This window comes from Paenibacillus sp. ALE2, from assembly GCF_054113385.1.
In genome coordinates this window covers 3,590,575-3,610,178 of record NZ_CM134213.1, presented here as the reverse complement: position 1 = coordinate 3,610,178, position 19,604 = coordinate 3,590,575, and the positions used below count along the sequence as shown (strand labels likewise).

General features: G+C 45.5%; 16 protein-coding genes. All 16 read right to left on the bottom strand.

Translation table 11 applies throughout. From position 1 onward, the window contains the following. Positions 1 to 8: 8 nt before the first annotated feature. Positions 9 to 1,412, bottom strand: coding sequence for a UDP-N-acetylmuramoyl-tripeptide--D-alanyl-D-alanine ligase (locus ACXHJ1_RS15800; protein WP_103042526.1), 1,404 nt, complete (start codon positions 1,410 to 1,412; stop codon positions 9 to 11). Beyond that, positions 1,412 to 2,899 carry a UDP-N-acetylmuramoyl-L-alanyl-D-glutamate--2,6-diaminopimelate ligase gene (locus ACXHJ1_RS15795; RefSeq protein ID WP_017428133.1) on the bottom strand — a complete coding sequence of 496 codons (1,488 nt, stop codon included), beginning with the start codon at positions 2,897 to 2,899 and terminating at the stop codon, positions 1,412 to 1,414. The genes ACXHJ1_RS15800 and ACXHJ1_RS15795 overlap by 1 nt, the downstream gene beginning before the upstream one ends. A gap of 55 nt (positions 2,900 to 2,954) precedes the next feature. Continuing rightward, positions 2,955 to 4,871 (bottom strand): stage V sporulation protein D, encoded by a 1,917-nt coding sequence (locus ACXHJ1_RS15790; protein ID WP_457904901.1) that lies wholly within the window; start codon positions 4,869 to 4,871, stop codon positions 2,955 to 2,957. An 81-nt stretch (positions 4,872 to 4,952) separates the two neighbouring features. Next, positions 4,953 to 7,307 (bottom strand): penicillin-binding transpeptidase domain-containing protein, encoded by a 2,355-nt coding sequence (locus ACXHJ1_RS15785; protein ID WP_107733303.1) that lies wholly within the window; start codon positions 7,305 to 7,307, stop codon positions 4,953 to 4,955. Positions 7,308 to 7,368: 61 nt separating this feature from the next. Continuing rightward, on the bottom strand, positions 7,369 to 7,749 hold the full coding sequence (locus tag ACXHJ1_RS15780) for a type VI secretion system membrane subunit TssM (protein WP_013372097.1): 381 nt from the start codon (positions 7,747 to 7,749) through the stop codon (positions 7,369 to 7,371). A 24-nt stretch (positions 7,750 to 7,773) separates the two neighbouring features. After that, positions 7,774 to 8,724 carry a 16S rRNA (cytosine(1402)-N(4))-methyltransferase RsmH gene (gene rsmH, locus ACXHJ1_RS15775; protein WP_017428135.1) on the bottom strand — a complete coding sequence of 317 codons (951 nt, stop codon included), beginning with the start codon at positions 8,722 to 8,724 and terminating at the stop codon, positions 7,774 to 7,776. A gap of 17 nt (positions 8,725 to 8,741) precedes the next feature. Continuing rightward, positions 8,742 to 9,179 (bottom strand): division/cell wall cluster transcriptional repressor MraZ, encoded by a 438-nt coding sequence (gene mraZ / locus ACXHJ1_RS15770; protein ID WP_013311099.1) that lies wholly within the window; start codon positions 9,177 to 9,179, stop codon positions 8,742 to 8,744. A 329-nt stretch (positions 9,180 to 9,508) separates the two neighbouring features. Further along, the gene (locus tag ACXHJ1_RS15765; protein ID WP_017428137.1) at positions 9,509 to 10,774 is read right to left on the bottom strand and encodes an adenosylhomocysteinase; all 1,266 of its coding nucleotides are present in this window, start codon (positions 10,772 to 10,774) and stop codon (positions 9,509 to 9,511) included. 43 nt (positions 10,775 to 10,817) lie between these two features. Beyond that, on the bottom strand, positions 10,818 to 12,449 hold the full coding sequence (gene bshC, locus ACXHJ1_RS15760) for a bacillithiol biosynthesis cysteine-adding enzyme BshC (protein WP_457904900.1): 1,632 nt from the start codon (positions 12,447 to 12,449) through the stop codon (positions 10,818 to 10,820). Positions 12,450 to 12,571: 122 nt separating this feature from the next. Beyond that, positions 12,572 to 13,510 carry an ABC transporter ATP-binding protein gene (locus tag ACXHJ1_RS15755; protein WP_016821552.1) on the bottom strand — a complete coding sequence of 313 codons (939 nt, stop codon included), beginning with the start codon at positions 13,508 to 13,510 and terminating at the stop codon, positions 12,572 to 12,574. Positions 13,511 to 13,521: 11 nt separating this feature from the next. Continuing rightward, positions 13,522 to 14,472, bottom strand: a complete 951-nt coding sequence (locus tag ACXHJ1_RS15750) for an ABC transporter permease (RefSeq protein ID WP_016821553.1) — start codon at positions 14,470 to 14,472, stop codon at positions 13,522 to 13,524. A 4-nt stretch (positions 14,473 to 14,476) separates the two neighbouring features. After that, positions 14,477 to 15,409 (bottom strand): ABC transporter permease, encoded by a 933-nt coding sequence (locus tag ACXHJ1_RS15745; protein WP_016821554.1) that lies wholly within the window; start codon positions 15,407 to 15,409, stop codon positions 14,477 to 14,479. A 197-nt stretch (positions 15,410 to 15,606) separates the two neighbouring features. Then, the gene (locus ACXHJ1_RS15740) at positions 15,607 to 17,307 is read right to left on the bottom strand and encodes a peptide ABC transporter substrate-binding protein (protein ID WP_019688033.1); all 1,701 of its coding nucleotides are present in this window, start codon (positions 17,305 to 17,307) and stop codon (positions 15,607 to 15,609) included. Between the two features lie 153 nt (positions 17,308 to 17,460). Beyond that, entirely contained in the window at positions 17,461 to 17,850 is a 390-nt protein-coding gene (locus ACXHJ1_RS15735; RefSeq protein ID WP_013372105.1) for a DUF3397 domain-containing protein, read from the bottom strand. A 4-nt stretch (positions 17,851 to 17,854) separates the two neighbouring features. Next, positions 17,855 to 18,835, bottom strand: coding sequence for a ketopantoate reductase family protein (locus tag ACXHJ1_RS15730; protein ID WP_457904899.1), 981 nt, complete (start codon positions 18,833 to 18,835; stop codon positions 17,855 to 17,857). Between the two features lie 103 nt (positions 18,836 to 18,938). Beyond that, positions 18,939 to 19,589: an RsfA family transcriptional regulator gene (locus tag ACXHJ1_RS15725; RefSeq protein ID WP_016821557.1), complete on the bottom strand. Its 651-nt coding sequence runs from the start codon at positions 19,587 to 19,589 to the stop codon at positions 18,939 to 18,941. Between the last annotated feature and the right edge of the window lie 15 nt (positions 19,590 to 19,604).

The window sequence follows — 19,604 nt, the reverse complement described above, 5'->3', positions numbered from 1 at the left end:
CGTCAACATCAGTTCTGTAGCGGACCGTTTTTCAGCGCATCCACAATTTCTTCTAATCGCATCCCTCTGGATGCCTTAACCAGCACAATATCATCGGCATGGAGATAAGACCGCAAATGCTGGATCAGCTTTTGCTTATCTGTATAAGCGTGTACGTTAGCAGTTGGCATTGTTCCTTGCGCACCCTGCGCAATCGAAGCGCCTAACGCACCATAGGTAAACAGTGCCTCTATGTTATGCTTTGCAGCAAAACGCCCAATTTCCTCATGAAATTGCGTTTCCTCAGCGCCCAGCTCCAGCATATCCCCAAGCACGGCAATTTTACGTCCACCCGTTTGATATGCAGACAACGTCTGAATTGCAGCCTTCATTGAAGCAGGACTGGCATTGTAAGCGTCATTTAGCACGGTAAGTCCATCCGAACACTTCACGACCTCAATGCGCATGCCCGTCAGCTTTAAAGACGACAATCCTTTACGTATATGGTCTACATCCACATTGAAATGACGTGCTACCGCCAGCGCTGCCAACCCGTTTACAACATTGTGCTGTCCAAGCAAGGGAAGCCGGAAAGCCTCTTGGCCGGATTGGGCTGTTATGAATGAGCTACCTTCTTCATCCGAAGTGATTTCAATTGGATAATCATCATTGTCCGCAGCTAACCCGAACGTGAATAATTTTAATCCTTCAGGCTTGACCGTTTCAGGTTCTGCCAACACTTGTGGAAGTAGTGGTTCATCCCCATTATAAATAAGCAATCCACCAGGTTTAATCCCACTTGCAATTTCCAGCTTTGCACGAGCAATTTCAGTGCGAGAACCAAGCTGAAGTAAATGCGATTCGCCAATGTTAGTTATGACAGCTACATCTGGTTGGGCAATATTAGCCAACAGACGGATTTCCCCGCGTCCACTCATGCCCATCTCCAGAATCAGGATATCTGTATCCTGCGGCATGGACAGTACTGTTAAAGGCAACCCGATATGATTGTTATAATTTCCTTCGGTTTTGTGTACTTTAAAAGTCGTGCCCAATAGAGCATTTACAATATCTTTCGTCGTCGTCTTACCGTTGCTTCCCGTGATTCCGACGACAGAAACGTCAGTTTCGCGCAAGTATGCGGCCGCTAGATGCTGAAGGGCTTCTAACGTATCCTCGACCTCAATAGCATTTACGGACGGAGGTGTTCCATGATCCTTTTGCCATAAATATGCTGTTGCCCCTCCCTCGCTTACGATCTGCTGAACATAATGATGTCCATCAAATCGTTCACCCGCGAGTGGAACGAACAGTCCCAGACTCTGTGGCCTGCGTGAGTCTGTAAAAACGCCCTCAACCATCCGTTCAGCGTCCGCCTCTGCGTGAAGTGTTCCTCCACACATGGATGCAATCTGACCGATTGTTCTTTTCATCACTTGGATAAACCCCTTATCGCTTCTTTGGCTACGATGCGATCATCGAATTCATGCACCGTTTTTCCGATTAACTGGTAAGTCTCGTGACCTTTTCCCGCAATCAATACTACATCGTCAGGGCTTGCCATTTCAACAGCTTTATGAATTGCAGTTCTGCGATCCACGATCAGTTCATAACGTTCGGCAGGTACACCTTCATCAATCAACCCTTGTTCGATGTCTTTCAAAATCAATATCGGGTCTTCTGTTCGCGGATTGTCGGATGTAATAAACGAATGATCGCTGTATCGTGCAGCAATTTTCCCCATCAACGGACGTTTCGTACGATCCCGATCTCCGCCGCATCCAAATACACACCATACTTTACCAATCGCAAATTCCTTTACGGTACGAAGGACATTTTCCAATCCGTCTGGCGTATGGGCATAATCAACGATTACAGCAAAGGGTTGACCCGCATCAACAGGCTCTACGCGCCCATCTACGCCTGCGATAGATTCCAGACTCCGCTTGATATCCACCAACGAGATTCCTTCCAGCAAAGCAGCTGAAATGGCTGCTAGTGCGTTGTACACATTAAACTTGCCTACCATCCGAAGCTCAATATCAGTATCTCCTTTAAAAGTGGAGACATGGAAGGATGTTCCCTTGGCACTTATAGTGATACGAGACGCTTGCACATCCGAATCCTTTTCCACGCCGTAGGTAATCACTTGGGCCGCTGTTTGAGCCTGCAAATAGGAAGAGGCCGGATCGTCTGCATTCAGAACAGCATATTTACTATTGGATGCATCACGCGAGAAGGCATTTCCCAATCTGGAAAACAAAAGTCCCTTGGCAGCGCGGTACTCCTCCATCGTGTTGTGATAGTCCAAATGGTCCTGCGTTAGGTTTGTAAATATAGCGGTACGAAAATCTGTTCCTTTGACACGGCCCTGCTCCAACGCATGTGAGGATACCTCCATGACACAGCATTGAACCCCTTGCTCTGCCATATTTCCGAGATAACGTTGCAGTTCTACTGCTTCAGGCGTAGTGCCTGACATAGGGTAAGACTGGCCGTTATAACGCATTTGAATCGTACCAATCAGCCCGGTGTTGACCCCGGCGTCCTTCATAATTTTTTCAAGCAGGTATGTTATCGTTGTTTTCCCGTTCGTTCCGGTTATGCCGATCATGCGCATGCGGCGGCTTGGTGAATCAAACATATAATCCGCCAAAACCGCCATGGCATGTCGCGCATCCTTGACAATAAGCTGCGGAACAGGCACATCCAGTTCTCTCTCTACGACCAAAGCCGCCGCCCCAGACGCAACGGCCTGCCCAGCATAGTCATGTCCGTCCACTGTAAAACCAGGCAAGCACAGAAATAAGTCTCCCGGCTGGACACGACGTGAATCCGCCCCGATTCCTCGGCAATCCACTGTACCGTCACCCACCACTCGGGAAACGGCCAGCAGTGAAGCCAATTGTTGAAGCTGCATCTTACATTCCTCCATTGCTCTCTCGTTATTCATAGTATGGTATAAAAAGAACCTGTCAATCCCCCATATATATACGGATCGTTGATCCTCGTTCCAATCGAGAGCCTGGCTTCGGTGCCTGACTTACGACCGTCTTGCCTGACCCAGATTTCACGAGCATAAAGTTCATATTCATATCTTCATATAAATCAGCTGCAGTGGCACCTACCAGATCAGGTACCGTTTCAATCGGATTTTCGCCATACTTGTACTCTTTGGCAATTTGATTAGTACGAGGTGGTATTTTCAAGGCAATCAGTGCATCCTTTAAAATATTTTGCACGATTGGCGCAGCAACCACACCGCCGAATTGAATCCCTTTCGGATTATCGACAGCAGTATAGACGACGATTTGCGGATCATCCGCCGGAGCAAAACCAATAAAGGATACAATATGCTCCGAGGAAGAATAACGTCCGTTAATCACCTTTTGTGCTGTCCCCGTTTTACCTCCAACCCGGTAACCCTCAATAAAGGCAGGGCGACCTGTACCTTTAGCGACGACACTTTCCAGCGCTTCCCTTACCTGTCGAGAGGTATCCTCTGAAACAACTCTACGCACCAGTTCCGGCTCCACTTTTTCGAGAATCTTTCCAGTTCCGGGCTGAATCCAGCCTTTTGTAATGTGAGGCTTATAAAGATTGCCACCATTGATTGCTGCCGATACAGCCGTAACCTGCTGAATCGGAGTGACAGATACCCCTTGACCAAAGGCCGTAGTAGCCAGCTCTACAGGTCCGACCTGAGGTAGCTTGAACAAAATGCCATTGCCCTCACCAATCATGTCAATTCCTGTTTTGCTGCCAAAGCCGAAATTGCGAATGTACTTGAACAGTGTTTCTTTGCCCAGACGTTGTCCCAATGTTACAAAACCGGGATTGCATGAATTTTCCACCACTTGAAGAAAGGTTTGGCTGCCATGCCCGCCTTTTTTCCAACAACGCAGACGTGCTCCACCAACTTCAATATATCCCGGATCAAAGAAACGGTCATTTTTGAGATTGACCTTCTTTTCTTCCAAGGCAGCGGCAAGTGTAATAATTTTAAAAGTAGACCCAGGTTCATATGTCATCCAAATCGGCAGATTGCGATTATAAATTTCAGGCGCATATTGCTTGTAAAGCGCTGGCTCATAGCTTGGCCGTCCAGCCATGCCTAATATTTCACCCGTCTTCGGGTTCATCGCAATAGACAGCGCGGACTTCGCCTGAAATTTGACCATGGCTTGGTCAAGCTCTCGTTCCATAATGGATTGCACCGATTTATCAATGGTTAATTGTAAATTCAGTCCATCCTTCGGTTCAATGTACTTTTCAGAAGAACCAGGCATCAGACGGCCACCTGCGTCTGATAAATACGCGATGCTTCCATCGATTCCCCGAAGCTTACTGTTTTGCTGCTTCTCTACGCCTGTCAGCCCTTGATTATCAATTCCGGTAAATCCAAGAATATGAGCCGCTAGATCACCATAAGGATAATAACGTTTGTTGTCTTCAGCAACAACGATACCCGGCAGCTTCAAATCACGAATTTTCTGGGCTTTCTCCATCGTAATTTTTCGTCCACCGGGCTGAAGTTTTTGGCTTGCTGTTCGTTTGGTAATCAGCTTGAGCACTTTATCCTCACTCATATCTAGCAACGGCGCCAGCCTGCGAGCCGTTTCTTCCGGCTCCTTAATCTGTACTGGTATCGCCATGACAGTCGGCGAACTGACATTATAGGTCAGCGCAGTACCCTGTCGATCCAAAATTTCGCCACGCTTGGCGGCAAAAGGAATATTGCGGCGCCACGATTCCTCAGCCTTGGCTGAGAGCTCGCCTCCTTTACCCAATTGAACATAGGCGAGCCGGATCGACAAGGCCGCAAACAGTACAAACAATCCCAGTAGCCCCCATACCAGCCTACGCCGCATGGTCACGTTAGATTTTTTCAAACGCGCCCCCTCCGTTCCTCAAATACTCATGACATGTCTTACCTCATGAATATTCAAAAGAACGGACATTAGAACAAGCTATCAGTTATCTTCGCCTTTAATCGCGGCAGCACTTTTCTCATCTGCTACAGCAGATATTCCTCCCTTTGGAGTTCCCGCATTTGTTTCAGTATTCGCAGTAGTATCGGCTTTGGTTTTAGTATCGGCTTCCGTTTTCGTTGCATTGCCTGTCTCGTTAGCTGCAACTCCAGTAGTCGAGTCCTGTGTTTCCTCCGGCTTCACTCCGGTCACTGTTTCTTTGGCCGGCTGAAGCGTCACACTGACGACCCGCTTGCCATTTACCATTTGTGCCTTTTGAGAGACAACATACCCTTCCCCGCTTACCTGAACACCAACCTTCATAAGCGTCAGAACTTGAAGTGTGTCACGCAACGAGACACCTGTAAAATCGGGAATCGTCATGTTGGCACTATCCTCTGTCAGCAAATAGATGCGCTGTCCCGGTTTCATTTTGACGCCTGCTTCAGGATACTGACGAACAATTTTGGAGCCTTTACCTACCGTTTCGTAAGCAATCCCCTGTTTGAGCAATGCGTTTTGCGCATCCTTCTTCACTTGGCCTGTTAATTGTGGTACCGTTGGCAAATTCACCGTTTTCGCTGCAGCCCCACCTGATTTATTCGTTTTGGTTCCCGTTTTGGGAACCCCCATATATTGCAGCGATTGGGACACGATTTTTTTAAACACAGGTGCTGCTGCTGTACCGCCGCCTACCGATTTGTTAGGTTCATCCATAACAACCAAGACAGCTATTTTCGGATCATTTACTGGTGCAAAACCAATAAAAGACACGACATCCTTCGAATGATCGTATACTTTTCCGACGACTTTCGTCGCTGTCCCTGTTTTACCAGCAACACGATATCCGTCGATGTAAGCTAGACGTCCCGTACCAATTTCCTGGTCAGACACGACCTGCTCCAGATAGCTGCTTGTCTGAGTTGCAGATTCCTGAGTAATCACTTGGCGGACTTCCTTCGGTTGAATCGTCTGCACTTCGCCTGTATCTGGGTTTATAATTTCCTTCACCAGATGAGGCTGCATCAACTTCCCACCGTTAGCAATCGCCGAGATCGCTGCCACCTGCTGAATTGGCGTTACCTGAACCCGTCCGTGTCCATATGAAGCCGTTGCGACTTCGGATTTGTACTGGGTATGGAATGTGATAGCACCGGTAGACTCACTCGGAAGATCAATGCCTGTTTTGACACCAAACCCAAAGTTATTGATATACTTCTTCAGCCTCTCGCCACCCAGCTTATCCAGCCCCAAATGGACAAAACCGACGTTACTTGAACGCTTGACCCCTTGAAGATAGGTTAATGTTCCCCAGCTACGGCTTACGTCACGAATATCCCAGCCTCCGACACGAATCATACCAGATTGGTAGGTCTCATTCGGATTAAATACCTTTTCTTGAACCGCAGCAGCCAAGGTTACTATCTTAAACGTGGAGCCTGGTTCGTAGATAGACTGAGTAGCATTATTACGGAAATTTTCCAAAGGTGTACTCCCATATGTATTGGGATTAAAATTCGGATAAGTCGCCAAACCGAGAACATCCATCGTTTTGGGATCAGCCGCTACGACAGTCATCGTTTTGGGATTATACTTTGCGATAGCTTCCTGCATGGCATCCTCTATATAATACTGAATCGTATCATCAACCGTCAGCTTTAAATTTTTACCATTTTGTGCCGGCTCATAGACACTTTCCGATCCCTGAAGAGGAACTCCCTTTCGGTCCCGCTGATATAGAAGCTTTCCAGCCGTGCCGGAGAGCTCTTTATTGTAATAAGCTTCCAACCCCATACCTGCTGTACCATCTTTTCGCAAATAGCCAAGGACATGAGAAGCCAGCTTATTTTCTGGATAATAGCGTTTGGATTCCTGAACAGTGTCCACAGCTCCAACTACCTCATACTTATCCTTCAAATACTCTTTGAATGTATCCACCTGTGCCTTCACCTCAGGGTCTACCTTCCAGCCTCCATTACGAATCTCACGGTTTTTTAAATAGTTACCCTTTTTATCCTTTGCAGATAGATGTCTTCTCAGTTCATCCTCAGGCGTTTTGAGAAGCTGATGCAGCTTGGCTACAACCTCATTCTCCAGATCATACTCCTGAATGATGCTAGGGTTGACAACCACCGTGTAAGCCGGTGCATCCGTAGCTAGTACATTCCCTTTACGGTCCATTATAGTTCCACGCTTGGGCTGAATCACCTGGTCTCTTTCTATCTGTGCAACTACCTGATTATGCCAGTATTCCCCACTCACAACTTGAATCCAAAATACTTTAAGTAGCAGAACAAGAAAAAAGAGGGTAATACATCCCCCTATCAGCAGTGTGCGAAGCTTTATTCTTTTGACCATAGCTCAAACCTCTCTGCAAAAAAAATATACGTCAGAGCATAGCTTGATGCTATGCTCTTAACTATTTGGCAGCCTGCTTTTCCACACGAATGGGCTCTCTTGTTGGTTCGATATATCCCTGTTCCTTTGCAGTAGGCACAATCTGATTCTCCAGACGTTCCTTCTGAATCTTCAATTGGGCGATATTGGTCTGTAATTTGGAAATGTCCTTGCTGGCTGTATTAATCGCATAATTAATTTGATAAATGTGCGCATATCTGCCAATCAACGTCCCCGCAATGACAATGCATGCTACAAGTGTCAATAGATACAGCAGCTTTTCTCGAATCGGCAGCTCTCTGCGGCGTGTAACGACTTTAGTGGTCTCACGATACCGTTGTTGCTGAACCTGTTCCTGACGGGCTCTTTCTTTTACAGCCAAATTACCGCGTGTATAAGCCATGTCGCCTCTCCTTCTCCATTAAATTTACAATTTTTCGGCAACTCTCAGCTTGGCTGACCGGGATCGTGGATTAAGCTCTAACTCTTCTTCTGATGCCACAATCGGCTTACGATTCACCAGCTTTAGATCGCCTACCATTTTGTCATCCAGAATCGGCAAGTCAGACGGATAGATGCTTTTCGCCAAATACTCCTTGAAAATATGCTTGCATATCCGATCCTCCAAGGAATGAAACGTAATAACCGAAATTCTGCCCCCTGGAGCCAGACATTTTACTGCCTGATGCAAAGTATCTTCCAGTGCACCCAGCTCATCATTCACAGCAATCCGCAAAGCCTGAAAACTGCGTTTAGCCGGATGTCCCCCGGTTCTGCGTGCCGCAGCCGGAATTCCTTCTTTGATAATATCGACAAGTTCCCCCGTTGTGTGAATAGGCTTGTTCATTCTACGTTCAACCATGATCTTCGCGATCCGCCTGGAGAACTTCTCTTCTCCATATTGAAACAGAATACGCGCAATCTCCGCTTCCGGCCATTCATTAACAATTTCATATGCCGTAAGCGAACTGCTCTGATCCATCCGCATATCTAGCGGTGCATCATGATTGTAACTGAATCCCCGCTCCCCCTCATCGAACTGGGGCGAGGATACACCCAGGTCGAACAAAATACCCTGGACCTGCGGGACGCCGTCTTTTTCGGGCAATCCCAGTTCGGCCAGCTTGTCCTGCAAGTGGCGGAAGTTGGATTTCACTAATGAAATCTTTCCTTCATAGGCTGACAGCTTCTCTCGTGCATTGTTCAATGCCCAGTCGTCCTGATCAAAGGCAATAAGCCTCCCCTCAGGGCCAAGCTGTGATGCAATGACGGAACTGTGTCCTGCCCCTCCCAACGTGCAGTCCACATAAATCCCGTCCTGCCTGATGTTTAGTGCCTGTGTTGCTTCTTCCTTGAGTACGGTAATGTGGTGAAACAAACGGCTGACCTCCTAAATTACAATTCAAAGTTGAAATCAACCAATTTCTCAGCAATGTCGTTAAATGCTTCTTCTGATTGGTTGAAATATTGCTCCCAAGTGTGCTTACTCCAAATCTCTACCCGGGTGGACACTCCCAATACGACGCACTCTTTTGTAAGCTTGGCGTATTCGCACAAATTCCCCGGTAAATTTACCCTGCCCTGTTTGTCCAATTCGCATTCAGTCGCTCCCGAGAAAAAAAACCGGGTAAACGCACGCGCATCAGCCTTCATCAAAGGCAGTGCTTTAAGTTTTTTCTCCATGACAGCCCACTCATCCATAGGATACACGAAGAGACATTGGTCCAGCCCGCGGGTAACCACGAACGAGGCACCGAGAAGTTCACGAAACTTGGCCGGGACAGTAAGCCGACCCTTCTCATCAATGCTATGTTGGAACTCCCCCATAAACATTGGTTTCGTCACCCCTTACCCCATTCTCCCACTTTGGCCCACTTTCCACCACCTAAGCATAATAGATTCGCTTTAAAAAATCAAAGACCTCTTTTTCATTACGAAAAAGTGATAAACCTAGAATTCGAGCATAATGTCTGTTATTGTTGCCCCGCGTCATAAGATGCCAAAAAGCCCCTTATCCCATGAAGTCGAACCCCCGACAATATGCATCAGGTTTCGAAACAACACGGAATAAAGGGCTTATTCTCTATACATCATGTCAACCTATACAAGCACTTGCTTAAAAATGCACCATTTCTGCAGCGGACATCGTGACCGAAAATAGATTAGGCGTTCCAGCTGTCCAGATAGACCTTTTGGTCTTCTGTTAATGTATCAATCTTGATTCCCAGACTATCAAGCTTGAATCGAGCCACTTGCTCATCAATTTCATAAGGTACATTAATCACAGCTTTACCCAGCTCGTTGTAACGATCATTCACATATTTCAAGCCAAGTGCCTGAAGAGCAAATGTCGTATCCATAATCTCTGCTGGATGACCGTCAGCGGCAGCTAGATTCACGAGGCGCCCTTCTGCGAGCAAATACATTTTACGTCCATCTTTAAAGCGGTATTCTTCGATATTGCGACGCACTGTGCGAATGGATTCGGAGCGTTTAGCAAGCTCAGGCTTACTAACCTCCACATCAAAATGCCCTGCGTTACACAGCACAGCTCCATCCTTCATAACATCAAAGTGTTCCCCTGTAATTACAGCTTTATTTCCAGTTACTGTAATGAAGAAGTCACCCAGTTTGGCAGCTTCCACCATTGGCAATACATGAAAACCATCCATATGGGCTTCTACAGCCTTGATTGGATCAACTTCCGTTACAACCACGTTGGCTCCCAGCCCTTTCGCACGCATTGCAACCCCCTTGCCGCACCATCCATAACCCACCACAACAACTGTACTTCCTGCCACAACCAGATTAGTCGTACGAATAATACCGTCGAAAGCTGACTGGCCTGTACCATAGCGATTGTCGAACAAATATTTACAGTAAGCATCATTTACAGCTACCATCGGAAAGTGAAGCTGCCCTTCTTTTTCCAAGGCCTTCAAACGAATAATCCCTGTAGTGGTCTCCTCTGCTCCTCCACGGATCGTAGAAATCAGATCAGGCCGTTCAGATTGCAACAGAGTAACCAGGTCACCACCGTCATCTATAATGAGATCTGGCTTAGTTTCCAGAGCCTTGATTTGCAAATTCTTGAATTCCTCTGGATCTGGATTGTATTTAGCTAATACCGTAACGCCATCTTCTACTAATGCGGCGCAAACATCATCTTGTGTCGACAAAGGATTACTACCCGTAATGGTGACCTGTGCTCCACCTGCTTGTACCACTTTAGCTAGGTAAGCCGTTTTGGCCTCCAGATGTAAACAAATCGTTACCTTCAGACCAGCAAAAGGCTGCTCTTGCTCGAATTGTTGACGTATACGGTTCAATACCGGCATATGGGCTTCTACCCAATCAATTTTCAAATGACCTTCAGGGGCCAAGTTAAGATCGTGAATAATGCTATTTTGCAGAGAATGGGAAGTCATACGTTATTTCCTCCTAAATATTAGTTAAATTCGTTTATGAACATTATACATAAATCACACGATGCGTCCCGGACAAATCCAATGGTACGTTCATAATCATATCCATCAGGTCGAGACCATAACGATTCAGAAAATGATAGATCGTATACGCACGCTCCTGCGGCTGTCCAAATGGGAAAAGCGACCACTCGATATGATCCCAGTGGCGAAGTGCTGTTCCATTTTGCCGAAGCAGCGCTTCCTCCACCTTTGCCTCCAGATAGGCAATCTGCCCCAGAATTTTCTCGCAGTTGGTTTCTCCGAGCTGTAGTAAACCTTTCTCTATCATCCCTGTCTGCTGTATAAGCGGTTTATAGATGCGGACAAAAGCATCCTTAGCCTCGGAAAACTGATCCTTCATTCCAAGCTGATCTTGAGTGGCGATCCATTGCTTTTTCCGTTCCTCAAGCCCGTCTCTAACTTGACCAAAAGTTAGCTCGTACTTAAGCATATGCTTTTCCACGCCCGGCTCCAGTAATGTAAAAGACATACGGGGCAGCAGTATCGGCATCTGCATCCCGAGCATTTCGAAAGCGTCCCGTGTAATTGCCCAGTAGGCAATTTCTCCTAGACCCAGCACAGATGCCAGTACGGGGAACAGTGAATCCTGCATGAGAGGACGGGTTAGTACATTGTTACTAAAACGTTCGGGGTATCTATCTATCTCTTTAAGCAGTTCATCCGCTGTAAACGCCACTAAACCGCGTCGATCTGTGAATAATCCAGCTTTTTTAAAAAGCAGCAGGCGTTCCTCTTCATGAATGTAAAAAAGGTTCGCACCACCTTCATGCACATCCGCTTGTAAATGATAGCCATAGTCCACGATCCGCGTAGCAGTTGTCCTATACGCTGTCTCCAACTCATCATTGTGCTGAACCAACTGTCTAAAAACGGATGCCTCTAGCTTGCGCAGCAAAGGATCTGCAGAATCCATGAGCACCAATCCATAGGTACCAAACAAACAACCCATCAGCTTGGCAAAGGCATCACTTAGTCCATATGACTCTGTCAAACCCTGCTCAATCATGTGCATAATATCGGTCTTATGTTCTGAATCTGGCAAGCATTGCTCTATATCCGCCATAGCTTGCTTCCACTCAACCGTATCGACTTTAATAGCACTAACTGAAGAACGACGTTCAGGCTGCTTATTCAGCTTGATTTTAACTGCTTGCGGGTCTTTTGCCATTACGTATGTATGATTGACCTCGTCCCAGTCATGATCTTCACCAGCAATCCAGAAAATTGGAATAACCGGACGTCCAAGCCGTTCTTCAGCTTCTCTAGCTGCTTTAATAATCGTAGCGGCTTTATAAATGACCAGCATTGGGCCTGTGAACAGGCCACTTTGCTGTCCGCCAACTACTACTAAAGCATCTGGGCTTTCCAAACGGTCCAATGAAGTATGAACCGCCTCATGCGAATTGTGTTGCTCATTGTATATACGAAGACATGCTACGACATCCTTACGGTTTAATCGCAGATGCTCCGTCTTATCCAGCCACTTCGCCCGTTGGGCATAAGCATCGGCGTGCAGAATATCATATTCATACAAATCGCTTGCGCGTCCTGTACCCTGTATATAGTCTTCTGCCAAAGCCGACCCTCCGCGAAGCGTTTCCGGAACTATTTTCATGGGTCTGCCTCCTGTCTCCACCAAAACCTTACTGCTTGATTGTACCGAAAGCCCATGTCCACGTCAAAGCTTCCTACAAAAAAAACCGCCGAATAACTCGGCGGTTGGTATATAGAACAAAATCAAGCGTAAGGTTCAGCTACAAAATGCCCTTTAGACACTTCGATAAGCGTGGCATTTTCCAGGTTATAAGCCCCTGCCTTATTATCGGACGCGTTATGAATCGGTCCGCCTTGATCGTCAGGCATAATAATTCGCTTTTTGTTGGCTTCAACTTCCGGATCAGGAAGTGGAATCGCCGACAAAAGCATTTTCGTATACGGATGAATCGGATTGGCATATAATTCAGAGCTTTCAGCAAGCTCCACCATTCTGCCTCTATACATTACAGCTACCCGATCACTGATGTGCTTGACCATCGACAGATCATGTGCAATGAACAGGTACGTCAGACCAAGACGTTCTTGAAGCTCTTTCAACAGGTTGACAACTTGAGCCTGAATAGATACGTCAAGCGCTGAAATCGGCTCATCACAAATGATGAACTTAGGATTAACAGCCAATGCACGGGCAATACCGATCCGCTGACGTTGACCACCAGAAAACTCATGCGGATAGCGTGTTGCATGGTCAGGGTTCAAACCAACCAGATCGAGTAATTCCTCAATCCGTTTCTTACGTTCTGCACGGCTACCTGCCATATTGTGAATATCCAGTGCCTCACCAATAATATCAGACACGGTAAAACGTGGGTTCAATGATGCATACGGATCTTGAAAGATCATCTGCATATCACGACGCATTGCTTTCATTTTCCCCGGTGATAATTTGTAAATATCTGTGCCGTTAAAACGTACGCTACCTGCTGTAGGCTCATACAAGCGCAAAATAGTACGACCCGCTGTAGACTTACCACAACCGGATTCGCCAACCATACCCAGCGTTTCACCCTCACGAATATAGAAATTCAGGTTATCCACCGCTTTGAGCACACGGTTTTTGCCAACATTAAAATACTTTTTAAGGCCTTCAACTTCAATTAAATTGTTGCTACTCACCATGATCTCACCTCCTATTTCTTCAACTTCGGATCAAGCGCATCACGCAAGCCGTCGCCAAAAAGGTTGAACGCAAGCATAATCAAACTGATCAAACCTGCTGGGAAAAGCATCCGCCAAGGGTAATACATCCACCCTGTCAGAGCTGATTCAATCATTGAACCCAGCGATGCCTGAGGAGCCTGTACCCCTAATCCAAGGAAGCTCAGGAATGCCTCGGAGAAAATAGCACTTGGAACCGTCAAGGTCAATGTGACAATGATTGGTCCTACCGCGTTAGGCAACAAGTGACGGAACAACAAACGACCTGCACCAGCACCCATTGAACGGGAAGCAAGTACGAATTCTCGGTTTTTAAGTTGCAGCATTTCACCACGTACAATCCACGACATGTTAATCCACCCGGTTACACAGAGCGCAATGATAATGGTGGTGATACTTGGCTCCAGTACAACCAGCAACAGAATTGTAACAAGCAAGTAAGGAATGGAATACAAGATTTCAGAAAATTTATTCATGATTTCATCAACGCGGCCACCAAAGTAACCCATAATTCCACCATAAATTACACCAATCATCAAGTCAATCATTGCAGCAGCCAAACCAATAATCAATGAAATCCGAGCGCCCATCCAAGTACGTACAAACATATCACGCCCCAGATCATCTGTTCCGAACCAATGTTCCGCCGATGGAGGAAGATTGGTGCTCAACAAATCATTCGTGCGGTCATCGTATGGCGACAGCATCGGACCAATAATTGAAGCAAGCACTATGAGAACCAAAACGCTTAAGCTCGTCATAGCCAATTTATTTTTACGAAGACGCTCCCAAGCATCTCGCCAAGCGGATAAGCTTTCACGCTGAATAACTTCAGACTGCTTTTCATCCGCTCCGACCCTCTGGAAATCTTCCGGTTTCACCTGAAGTTTATCCAAGTTCACAGCATTATCTTTAACAGACATAAAGTTATCCCTCCTTCCCGCCAGTAAGCTTAATCCGCGGATCAATAAATCCATATGCAATATCCGTAATAAAACGTGCCACCATCAACAAAATACCGTAAAAAATAGTAACTCCCATAATCATCGTATAATCACGGGTTGTAATACTATCTACGAACACCTTACCGATACCGCCAATCCCGAAGATTCGTTCGATAACAACCGAACCCGTAATAATATTGGCTGTCATTGGTCCTACATAGGTAACAACTGGAAGAATGGCATTACGTATAACGTGTTTGAACATAATTGTAATGGATTTCAAACCTTTAGCCTTGGCAGTCTTAATGTAATCTGCATGGAGCACTTCCAGCATGCTGGAACGCGTTAGTCGAGCGATAAACGCAATCGGTGAAGCAGATAGAGCCGCAACTGGCAAGAAGTAATCCATCGGGCCTTCAAAGCCCATAACATTAAACCAGCCTAACTGTTGAGCAAAGAAAAATTGAATTAACGATGCCAGAACGAAGCTGGGAACCGCAATCCCCATGATAGCTAATACCATAGCGACGTTATCTATGAGCCTACGATGATACAAAGCTGCTAGCATTCCTAGCAAGATACCGACAATTATCGACACGATTATGGCAACAAAACCGAGTTTGAGGGAAACCGTAAACGTTTGTCCGATAATGTCAGTTACACTTTGATTCAGCTTTTTCATAGAAATACCAAAATCACCTGAAGCAATATCACCTAAGTATTTAAAATATTGGACATATACAGGCTTATCCAGCCCATATTGCTCCATTAACCGGGCTTGAATCTCAGGAGAAGTCGCTTTTTCACTCATGAAGGGGTTACCCGGAATTGCTTTCATGAGAAAAAACGTCGCAGAGATCAGAATGAACAAAGACAGCAACATATAGAAAAATTTACTGATCAAATAACGCGTCATTGCCCGTTTACACCCCCCATAAATTATTTTCGACACCATTCGATTTTATCGAAATAGAATTGGACTGTCCAATCTACTTATTTGCATGGTTACATGATGATGGAAAAGACTAGGACACACAAAAAAAACGGGATATATATGGTTCAATCCACATATATATCCCGAAGTAACTATCAAACTTCAGAATTAAGCTTCAGTTACTGTGTAATATACGCTCTTGTGAAATCAATTGCTCCACTAAAGTCAAGTCCAATGTCTTTAACATTCGGTTTCGTTAAAGAAACATTTGAATAGTAATAGATCGGAAGCATTACCATATCATCTTGAACCAAAATTTTCTCTGCTTTCGCAAAATCTTCCATGCGTTTAGCTGGATCAGTTTCTGTTTTAGCAGCTTTAATCAATTCATCATACGCAGGGTTAGCATAACCTGAGTTGTTGTTACCATTGCCTGTTGTCCACATATCCAGGAATGTCATTGGATCATTATAGTCAGCAGACCAACCACCACGAGCGATTTGGAAATTCAGCTTGTTACGTGTTTGGATAAATACGCCCCACTCTTGGTTTTGAGTTTTAACATCTACACCAAGATTTTTCTTCCACATATCAGCTACTGCCAAAGCAATCTTTTGGTGACTTTCACTGGAGTTGTACAGCATAGTTATTGTAGGAAGCGTAGTCATGCCTTCTTCTTTCATACCTTCTTGAAGCAATTTTTTCGCTTCAGTGAAGTCTTCTTTGAAGAAATCATCTTTATGCTCGCTACGGAATTCTTGAGAAACTCCTTTTATGCCTGGAGGTACAAAGCCGTAAGCAGGAATTTGACCGCCCATTGTTACACGTTCAACGATCGGTTGGCGTTGAATAGCCATCGCAAACGCTTTACGGATTTTAGCATTGTTAAATGGTTTTTCTGTTACATTAAACAGATAGTAGTACGTACTTGCAATTCCTTTAGCCTTAAATTCATTAGGCAATTCGTTTTTCACAGCCGTAATTTGATCAGTAGGAATTTCACCTGTTGGCATACCTGAATAATCAAGTTGTCCACTTCTGTACGAAGCCAGTTCAGTTGCACCACTGTTTACAAGGGACATAGTGATTTTGCTCAACTTGATTTCGTCTTTACCCCAATAGTTTTCGTTCTTGGAAACTTCGATCTTTTGACCGCTATCCCAAGCCGTTAATGTGAAAGGTCCGTTAGTAATCATGCTATCTTTCTGAACTGCCCACTTGTCATTACCTTTAATAGAAGGGTTTACAGGATAGAAAGTGTAGAAAGAAGTCAATCCCAAGAAGTAAGGAGTTGGGTGTTCCAGCTCTACTTGCAATGTATGGTCATCAACAGCTTTGACACCTACATCTTTAAAGTCTGTAACTTTTGTTCCTTTATAAGATTTCGAAGTGCTCAGGTTGTAGCCCTCAGCATTCTTGATATAGTACAATTGGTAAGCATATGGAGGTGCAGGAGCCGTTGAAGGATCCAATACCCGTTGCCAAGCGAATACGAAGTCGCTTGCTTTGACTGGGTCGCCATTACTCCATTTTGCAGTATCACGAAGTTTGAACGTGTAGGTTTTGCCGTCATCGGAGATTTTCCAAGATTCAGCAACGCCAGGGATTTCTTTGCCGTCAGGACCCATACGTACGAGACCTTCATACAAAGTTTTCAGAACCGCGTTGGTTTGACTATCCTGAGCTTGTGCCGGATCGAAGGTTGGCGGCTCGGAAGAAAGGTTAACGCGCAAAATTTGCTTGTCGGCCGGGGCCGGCGTAGTCGAGGTGTTTTCTTGTGCGCCCTTACCATTGGTATCATTCTTGCCGCCGCAACCTGCGAGCAGTGCGCCAACTGCAAGAACGAGTGTCAAAAGGACTAAAAAGCTTTTCCTTTTCATCTAGCGTTTTCCCCCTAGTTCTAAAGTGGTATATGTTTATAGATTATACAACCAGCGGTCAAAAAAATCTACATTACATTTCTTCAAATTGAGCTTTTTTTTCAAAAAAACATGATTAATTCATATTTTTTCATCATTTCATGTCATATTTCATCACATAGAGTTGAATATATTTTTAAATATACCAACAACAGTCAACAAAGTATACGCCAATGTCATCGCCATAAAAGTTAATCTCCAGACCGCTCTACATAATCTTTTACCATCAACCTTTCCTTTTATTCGGTTTTGAGCTCCTCCAATTAAACCCAATGCCAGTAACAAGAGCAGTAGAATCAAATAAAAACCGAATCGGGATGTAAATAGGACATTAAAGAGTGCTGCGACGGAAAATATCAGAAAAAAAGTGGTAATATCCATAGAAGTAAGCAATGATTTCTTCTTTTCCATTTTAAGAATGTAGCGACAAACCGCAAACACGATCAAAAACGGAAAAAAGGGAAGAATACTGAAAGTGATAATAGTACCTTGTATAAGACTCAACTGATCACCCCTCTTTTAGCCGCATTCCTTCAATTAATTGCCACAATACCTCATGAGTTGGCGCACTAATCCCAGCTCGCTTTGCCATCTGCACCAGTTGCCCGTTAATGGAAGCAACTTCGGTCATGGAATGTGCAAGTACATCAGCTAGCATAGACGAGTGATTCTCTGCCGTTGCCCGGCAAACATCCATAATTTGATCCCACCATGCGCTTTCCCAGCGGATACCATGAGCTTCATATACTTGAATGCCTTCATCATACAGCCTACGCATCATATGTATTCGAACAGGCTCCGATAGCAGCTCGCCATTCCGAACTCGCCATACGGCTGTCAGTGGATTGATCACAGCGTTAATCAACAACTTGCGATAAATCCCTTTCTCGATTTCTTTCGACAAGCAAACGTCAAATCCTGCTGCAAGCAGCCGATTTAACACATATTGTTTGAAATCAGTGTTGTGCTCTCCCTCTACTTCCTCCGAATATCCAATTTCAGTCACGCCCGATCCTGCATGCACAATGGATGCTGCGCCTTGTTTCTTGGCTCCTTCGGTTGTCACAGCAGGATATACTACAGCTTTAGGCCACGCCTGCCTGATGCGTTCTATATGACCGATTCCATTCTGCAAACAAATAATCCCTGTACCTGTTTCCGTTTGAGCTACAGGCTGGATCTGCTCCAATACTTCTTCTATCGCCCCCTGTTTGGTCAAAAACATGATCCACCGTGCCGAAGTCTGTGAATTTAACCGTTGCCAATCTGCCAATGGCGCTACCTTTAATTGGTCCCCCGATACATGAACAGCCACCTGTCCCTCCTTATCAAGCACAGTAATCCCTTCACGAGCAATGATGTGTGCCTGTTCAAGTGTTCGTGTCCACAGCCTTACTGTAGCACCCGAGCCCGATAATCTCCCGGCAAACAGCAATCCCAGCGAACCCGCTCCAATAATATCAATCACTTTGTATCGTCTCGCTTCCATCTTTTTTTCTACTATATCATATGCACTCCAATGTAATAACAAAAAACGCCAACTACGGCCAAGCGATAGTTGACGTTTTATTTAGATAGCTATTGTAATCTTGCTACTCAATGCGCTCCAGATTCCCATTAGCGTCCATTTTGAACCTGGATTTAAGCTCTTCCTCATCTTCAGTGATTAAAGCCAAACGCCGGGCACGGTCCATAATCTGAATCAGAGCTTTATAATCATCATTTACAACACGATAGTCGGTCTGCACATCATTCACTTCTTTGGACAGCCGGTCATTAATGGAGCGAAGCTGATTTAATTCTTCTTCCTTTTCCCGCAAATCTTTCTCCAGCATCTTAATCTGCCGATTAGTCTCCTGCACAGATCCCTTCCATTGACGCAAGAAGCGAATTACGGCATCAATAGATAACGTATCTTCACTTGTGCCATCGGTTCTGTATCCCCCTTCGACTGTATCGAGCGTGGCAAAGGCTGCTACCTGCGATACACCTACTGGGCTCTGCTTGCGAATATAACTGCGCTTCTGGCGCTGCGCTTTGGCAATGCTAATCGCTTCATCGTAACGTTTGCGCACGCAGCTATTCCAACGAAAGCCGCATGCCGCAGAGGTTCTACCTATTTTTTGTCCAACCTCCTCAAACGCAGCGAGCTGTGTTCCACCTTCCCGGATATGCCGCAATGTCACCTCCGCCAATATCAAGTCATCTTCCGCACTCCATGCATCTTGTCTTATTGCAGTCATGCCTCTAGCCCTCCT